A 6937-nucleotide genomic window follows, 5' to 3' on the forward strand; every position below is an offset into this window, starting at 1 on the left:
CGCGCCATCAGAGATGTGTATAAGAGACAGGGAGGCGACAGCGCGGTTAGTCGAGGACGACGGGCGCTCGGACGGCGCGGCCGTCGCGGACGCCGCAATCGCCGGTGAGGCCGACGACGACCAGTGGTGGGACCCGCGGAAAGGACAGGACCTCGCCGCGGCCGCGCGCCCTGACGCGGCCGAGCAATCGACCCTTGGCGACGACACGCTCCAGACAGCCGGCGCGGCCTCGCCGTACCGGCGGAATCAGCCCACCGCGCCGGAGTCGATGGCTGAAGGGTCGGACCCGCCGCTGTACTGTCCGTTCGAGGCGGACTGGTACGCCCGCAACAAGGGCTCGCCCGTCGACTTCTCGGCCGGAGAGGGCCACGTGGTGACGATGGACGACTACCTCCCGGCGGCGACGGAACGCGGGACCTGTCCCCACCGGGTGATGAGCGTGATGCTGAACGAAGCCGATGTCATCGTCGGGAACTACAACCACCTGTTCGACCCCGGCTCTCGTCCACTGCTGGCGGACGTGCTCGACAACCAGACGCTCGTCATCGTCGACGAGGCCCACCGACTCGAAGAGCGCGTGCGGGACCTCCTGTCGGACCGCCTGGGCCGCCAGAGCATCGTGCAGGCGCGCAACGACTGTACGACGCTCATCCAGCGCGCCCAGCAGAGCGCCGACCACAAGGCGCAGGTCCGCGAGGTGCTGTCCGCCCGAGAAGTTCCGCTGGACGCGGTCGACCAGGCCCGGAAGTTCTACGACGACCTCGTTCGGTGGCTTGACGACCGTATCGAGTCCTTCCTCGACGCCGAACACGAGGGCTGGCGCGCGGACCCGTCGACCTTGCCGGAACACGATAGAGAGATCCCACTCCGGGACCCCGATACCGTCGAACAGGACGAACTGACCGAGTGGGCCGAGCGGAAGGGGTACGACGGCTCGCTCTGGCGGTCGCTGTCAAAGGTCGGGACGGCCGTCGAGGACGCCATCGACCAGCTCGGGCTGACCCGCCAGCCGGTGTGTGCCGCCGTCGGCGTGCTGGCCGGGCAGTGGTGGGAGCGCGACCACGCCACCTTCCTCCGAGAGATCGAACTGGAGCACTCGCCGAACCACGGACAGAGCCTCGATGCCGATTATCAGGCCGTCTATACGCCGGGCTTGCTGTGTTACAACTGTATGCCCGCGACGGCACTGCGGAACGTCTTCGACGACCTCGGCGGCGGTATCCTGATGAGCGCGACCCTTGAGCCATTGGACGTGTTCAGCCGCGTGTCGGGACTGGACTCGATGGCCGAAACAGGGTCGACGGCTCCAGACGAACAGTCCGGCGACGGGCGACCGGTCCGTACGACGACCTACGACCTGCCGTTCCCGCCCGAGAACCGGGCGTCGTATCTCGTCGACGCGAAGCCCTTTACCGCGCGGAACCGCGGCGACCCCGAGACGATGCGGCCGCTGGGTGACAACTGGAACCCGACGCGCGACGAGTACGCCCAGGCGCTGCGTGCGCTGGCCCGCTCGCCGGGCAACGTCATGGTAGCGATGCCGAACTACCGGGAGGCCCGCTGGGCGGGCGCGTACTTGCAGGAAGCCGTCGAGAAACCGGTCCTCGTGGACGAGTCATCGAGCAACGAGGAGACCGAACGGCTGAAACGCGAGTTCTTCAGCGGCGACGGGAAAGTCATGGTCACGTCGACGCGCGGGACGCTGACGGAGGGGGTCGACTACGACGGCGAGAAGCTGTCGACCTGCGCTGTCGTCGGCATCCCGCTTGTGAATATCGGATCGCCCCGCGTCCGGGGCGTCCAGCGGGCCTACGGTGACGCCTTCGGCGAGGACAACGCCTTCGAGTACGCCCTGACAGTTCCGGCCGTGCGGCGCGCGCGCCAGGCCATCGGCCGCGTCATCCGCGGCGTTGACGAGGTCGGCGTGCGGGCGCTAGTCGGCCGCCGGTACACACCGGACGCACGCCATTCAGTGTATCCGTACCTGCCCGCCGGCGAGCGCGAGGAGTTCACCCGGATGACGCCCGATTTCCTCGCGAGCCAACTGGATTCGTTCTGGGCCGACCATCAGTAGCGCCGCCCGTTGATTAACCGGAAGATTTCGTCGCCAGCGGAAAGCATTTACACCGTGGAACGAGTGTACCTATAGATGCCCGAGTGTCAGAACTGCGGTGAATTCGTAACCGAGCAGTACGTACGGGTTTTTACACCAGAAGCCGTCGAAGGCCATGGCCCCCGGGTCTGTCCGAACTGTGAGGACAAACTCCGGGATGGCGCGGACGTCCGCGAAGCGCGTTCCTCGAGACAGTAGGACAACTCCTTTTCGGGAAGTACTCAAGTCCGGACGAGTGTAGCTTCTGGCATGAGCGAACTCGACGTCGAGGCGGTCGACGACATCGACGCACCCGCGGGAATCGACGCGGCGGAGTACGTCCTCTACGGCGGGAAGGGCGGCGTCGGCAAGACGACGTGTGCTGCGGCCACGGCGCTTGCCTCCGCGCGAGACGACACGGCGACGCTCGTCGTCTCTACAGACCCTGCCCACTCCCTGTCGGACACACTGGAGGCGGATATTCCGGCAACGCCCACCCGCATCCGCGAGGATATCCCGCTGTACGCCGCGGAGATCGACCCGGAGGCCGCCGTCGGCGAGGGGCCGCTCGGTGTCGAGGAGGACGCACTGGGTGGCGTGGGCGAACTACTCGGCGGCGACGGGATGTTCGGCGGGGGTGCAGGCGGCGCAGCAGGCGCAGGTGAGGCCGAGGACCCAATCGGCGGCGAAGAGGGCCTCCTTGGCGGGTCGATGCCCGGTGCCGATGAGGCCGCGGCGCTCCGCCTCCTGCTGGATTACGTCGATGACGACCGCTTTGACCGCGTCGTCATTGACACCGCGCCGACCGGCCACACGCTCCGTCTGCTGGAACTCCCCGAGACGATGGATTCGATGGTCGGGAAGATTCTGCAACTCCGCGAGCGCTTCTCAGGGATGATGGACAACCTCACCGGCATGTTCGGCGACGACCAGGACGTCGACGCCGAGGCCGGTATCGAGGACCTGCAGGAACTGTCCGACCGGATCGAACATCTGCGGTCGATCCTGCAGGACCCACAGAAGACGGATTTCCGCATCGTGATGGTCCCCGAGGAATTGTCTGTGGTCGAGTCCGAGCGCTTGCTGGCCCAACTCGACGAGTTCAACATCCCTGTCAGCACCGTTGTCGTCAATCGGGTGATGCAAGACCCGAGCGAGGTGCTCGGTGAGGACGTGGACATCGCCGGCCCAAACCACGCCGACTGTGAATTCTGTGCACGACGCTGGCAGGTCCAACAGGACGCGCTGGCCCGGTCGCAGGACATGTTCCGTGGCCACGACGTGCGCCGCGTGCCGCTGTTTGCCGAAGAAGTACGCGGCGAGCGGCTGCTGTCAGTTGTAGCGGCCTGTCTGGACTGACCTGGGCGGGGGCGGTGACTAGCTCGTCAGCTTCCGGATGACACCGAACGCTGCGTCGCGCCACCGCGCCGGCAGGTAATCGAGCATCAAAAGTAGCTGTGCGCCCTGTCCGACAGGATACCGTGGTGCGGGGTCGCTGGCGTTGGCGGCGTCACGGATGGTCAGTGCAACCGTCCCGGCCGTGACAGAGAGTGCATCCTGAATGCCGACGAGGCTCGAATCCTCCTGGGCCTGATACAGCCAGTCGTACGCGCCGGTCTTGTCGAGACTGTCGAGCTCCTCATCGGCCCGGTCGTCGAAGTTTGTCTCGACCGGCCCGGGTTCGACGAGCACCACGTCGATACCGAACTCCTCGACTTCCATCCGTAGCGCGTCGCTGAGCCCCTCCAGCGCGAACTTCGAGGCGGCGTAGCCGCCCTGATTCGGGAACGCGATACGGCCCGCGACGCTGGAGACATTGACGATAGTCCCGTTCTCCCGGGCACGCATATGCGGGAGCGCCTCACGGATGAGTCGGTGCGGGCCGTAGAGATTCACGTCGAACTGCTCGTGCAGGTCCGCCGTCGATACGTCCTCGACTGCGCCGAACTGCGGGTAGCCGGCGTTGTTCACCAGGCAGTCGAGGCGGCCCTCGGCGTCGATGAGCGCCTCGACGACCCGCTCGCATTCTCGCGGGTTCGTCACGTCGATTTCGGCGGTTTCACAGCCCATTTCTTCGAGGTCTTCGATGTCCGATTCCTCGCGGGCGGTCGCCCAGACAGTCCAGTCGTCAGCCAGGAACGCCTCGGCACTCGCTCGTCCGATACCCGAGGACGCACCCGTAATCAGCACCGTCTTCGCCATGTGTTGGCCGGGAGAACACACCCCGGGAAGTTATACTGTCGGTTATCCGAACGAGCTACTCGACGGTTGCCTTCGCCTCGTCGGCGTAGCTGTCGGCCAGCCGAGTCGGCTCGGGGAGCTTGTAGCCGTCTGCAGTGGCTTCGACGATGTCCGCTGCAGTACTTGCGCTGACGCGATGGCCGGGGCTGACGATAAGCGGATTGATATACCGGTTCGGCGAGTCGTACTGGCGCGTCTGGAGTGCATGGCCGATGACCGTCCCGTCGGGGCAGGTCTCGACGCTGTCGTCGGCTGCAATCGGAATCCGCGTTCCCTCAGGGTACGTCTCGTCGAGGGACCGCTCCGGCGTGCCACAGAGGAGGCTCTTGGCAACGCCGACGGCCGGCACGTCCAGCGTGACGCCGATGTGTGTCGCCAGCCCGGCTTCCCGGAAGTGGATGCGGCCACTACCGTCGACGAGTACCACGTCGGGGTCAGTCTCTAGCTCCGCAAACGCGGCCAAGATTGCGCCGCCCTCGCGGAACGACAGCAGGCCGGGAATGTACGGAATCTCGGTGCGTTTCACGGCACTGACTCGCTCGACGACCTCGCCGTTCTGTAGCACGACAACAGCCGAGACAGCCTTGTCGTCGACGAACGCCTGATCGACGCCAGCGACGAGCGGCGGGTCCGTAGGGTCGTCGTCGCTGGTGCTCAGTGTCGTCTGATCGACGCCCGGTGCGTCTCCGGGGCGGGCGATACCTTGGGGAGAAAATCCCAGGTCGTCTTCGAAGCGCGCAACCTCGGCGATGTCGCGTTGCAACTCCTCCATCTCAGCCTGTGAGAGCGACGGGTCGGGGACGAAATCAGGGTGAATCGGGTGCATCGTCACGGACGACGCCGGCCGGGACCGCCCGGTCCACCGGGGCCGCCTGGGCCGCCGCCACCGCCGAACTGTATCTGGCCAGGCATCCGGGTCTGCCCCTTGATTCTCTGGCCGTACCAGAGCCCGATGACGAGGCCGATGAGGTGGGCGAGGTGGGCGATGTTGCCGCCGAGCAGGCCGGTCCCTCCAATGCTAAACGTCCCAGCGATACTCAGCAGGAAGTAGAAGCCAGTGATGGCCCAGATTGGCACCGGGATCAGGAAGTACAGGTAGACGCGAAGGTCCGGTTTCAACACGGTCAGGAATGCCATGATAGCCAGTGCAGCGCCGCTGGCCCCGATGACGCCGTAAGCGGGGCCGCTCAGGAACATCTGGAGACCGACCTGACCGAGGCCCGCCAGCGCGCCGGATACGAGGAAGAAGATCGCGAACTTCTTCGATCCGATTTGCTGCTCGACGATCCGGCCGAAGAAGTAGATAATAATCCCGTTCCCGAAGATATGGAACAGGCCCCATCGTGCATGAGAGAATATTGACGTAAACCAGGTCCAGACGTACTCAGGGTTGTTTGGGTGGAGGACGAACAGCGCCTGGTGGACCTGCTCGCCAAACGCGAGCGTTACGACGTGTTGTAAAACAAAGACGATGCCCATAATCGCCAGGAACAGGTACGTGACGTTCCCACGGAAGTACGCCAGCGGCCCGCCGGGCCCGGTGTCGATACCGAACCGGTCAACGACGCCGCCGCCGGAGGTCTGGCCAGTATCTACACTCTCGTCGAACCCGCTGTCGAACACGCCACCCGGATCGCTCCAGTTGTCAAGGCCGGGGCAATCGTGGGCCTCGGGCAGTCTGTGTTCCGCACAGTAGGTTCCCCCACAGTGCCCACACTGGTACGGCATGTTCTCCTGCTTTCCACAGGCATCGCACTCCGACATTGTACTACGGTAGGAGTGGGCGGTGGAAAGGGATTGTGCTTACAGTGGGCCAGCCACTGGCAGACCGCTATGATACTGCGATGTCTGGCTAGTAGAATCAAAAGGCGGCACACAGCAGCTGAACAGCGACTCACTCGCCAACGTCGGGGTTGCTTTCGGCATCCCGAAGCACACCGATCCACGCCGGCTCGCCGTCGTACTCAATAGACCCGCCGGACACCTCGATGGTCCGCGTTTCGCCGTCAGCCTGTCGGCCCTCAAACTCCGAATGGAACGTTTCGAGCTCGTCTGGGTCCGCTACTCGGAGTGACTCGGGAAGTCTGTCGCCGTCGCCCTCCGCCGTGAGGAGAGTCGGAGATTCGTCGATGAGTGCACTCTGGTCATAGCCGAATATGTCCGCCAGCTTCTGGTTCACGTAGACGAACGTCCCGTCCTGAATGATACAGACGCCCGCGAGCTCCTGTTCGACGAGTCGTTGATACCACGAGAGGGCGTTCCAGAACCGCTTCTCGGTGCGATGTTGCTCGACGGCATTCTCGATTCGGTTGGCGAGAACATCGTATATGTCTGACCGACCGCCCTTCTGCATATAATCCGTCACGCCCGTCGCGATTGCCTCGCTCGCGATCTCCTCGCTGCCCTTGCCAGTGAACAGAATGAACGGGATGTCCTGGTACTGCTCGCGGACGAGTTCCAGAAACTCCAGCCCGTCAGTGTTTGGCATGTCGTAGTCGCTGACGATACAGTCGACCTGCTCGGTCCGGAGGAAGTCAAGCGCGGCGACGGCGCTGGTCTTCGTCACGACGTCGAAGTCGTCGTTGATGCGTTCGAGGTACACCT

6 protein-coding genes and 1 pseudogene (1 of these 7 running past the window's edge) are annotated in these 6937 nt (G+C 64.7%); 3 read left to right on the forward strand and 4 right to left on the reverse strand.

The genetic code is table 11. The annotated features are described in order from the left end of the window. The 3 genes and pseudogenes from C444_RS11270 to C444_RS11275 all read left to right on the forward strand — a co-directional run. Nucleotides 1-2074 (forward strand): annotated as a pseudogene (locus C444_RS11270) (ATP-dependent DNA helicase) (it extends 337 nt beyond the left edge of the window). A 75-nt stretch (nucleotides 2075-2149) separates the two neighbouring features. After that, nucleotides 2150-2311, forward strand: a complete 162-nt coding sequence (locus C444_RS23255) for a DUF7563 family protein (RefSeq protein ID WP_004516852.1) — start codon at nucleotides 2150-2152, stop codon at nucleotides 2309-2311. A 51-nt stretch (nucleotides 2312-2362) separates the two neighbouring features. Next, complete coding sequence (locus C444_RS11275) at nucleotides 2363-3451, forward strand: ArsA family ATPase (protein ID WP_004592956.1); 1089 nt, start codon at nucleotides 2363-2365, stop codon at nucleotides 3449-3451. 18 nt (nucleotides 3452-3469) lie between these two features. Here C444_RS11275 and C444_RS11280 read toward each other — a convergent pair whose 3' ends face one another. The 4 genes from C444_RS11280 to C444_RS11295 all read right to left on the reverse strand — a co-directional run. Further along, on the reverse strand, nucleotides 3470-4294 hold the full coding sequence (locus tag C444_RS11280) for an SDR family oxidoreductase (RefSeq protein ID WP_004592957.1): 825 nt from the start codon (nucleotides 4292-4294) through the stop codon (nucleotides 3470-3472). A gap of 55 nt (nucleotides 4295-4349) precedes the next feature. Continuing rightward, nucleotides 4350-5159, reverse strand: a complete 810-nt coding sequence (locus tag C444_RS11285) for an endonuclease V (protein ID WP_004592958.1) — start codon at nucleotides 5157-5159, stop codon at nucleotides 4350-4352. A gap of 2 nt (nucleotides 5160-5161) precedes the next feature. Further along, nucleotides 5162-6097 (reverse strand): rhomboid family intramembrane serine protease, encoded by a 936-nt coding sequence (locus C444_RS11290; protein WP_004592959.1) that lies wholly within the window; start codon nucleotides 6095-6097, stop codon nucleotides 5162-5164. Nucleotides 6098-6227: 130 nt separating this feature from the next. Beyond that, a partial coding sequence (locus C444_RS11295; RefSeq protein ID WP_049909436.1) for a PAS domain S-box protein occupies nucleotides 6228-6937 on the reverse strand: 710 nt, incomplete at its 5' end.

It is taken from the genome of Haloarcula japonica DSM 6131 (assembly GCF_000336635.1).
GTDB lineage: Archaea > Halobacteriota > Halobacteria > Halobacteriales > Haloarculaceae > Haloarcula > Haloarcula japonica.

What these genes read in the sequence shown, in the direction of transcription:
- C444_RS11290 (WP_004592959.1), bottom strand. Translation starts at nt 6,097, where the DNA reads ATGTCGGAGTGCGATGCCTGTGGAAAGCAGGAGAACATGCCGTACCAG.
- C444_RS11285 (WP_004592958.1), bottom strand. Translation starts at nt 5,159, where the DNA reads ATGCACCCGATTCACCCTGATTTCGTCCCCGACCCGTCGCTCTCACAG.
- C444_RS11275 (WP_004592956.1), top strand. Translation starts at nt 2,363, where the DNA reads ATGAGCGAACTCGACGTCGAGGCGGTCGACGACATCGACGCACCCGCG.
- C444_RS23255 (WP_004516852.1), top strand. Translation starts at nt 2,150, where the DNA reads ATGCCCGAGTGTCAGAACTGCGGTGAATTCGTAACCGAGCAGTACGTA.
- C444_RS11280 (WP_004592957.1), bottom strand. Translation starts at nt 4,294, where the DNA reads ATGGCGAAGACGGTGCTGATTACGGGTGCGTCCTCGGGTATCGGACGA.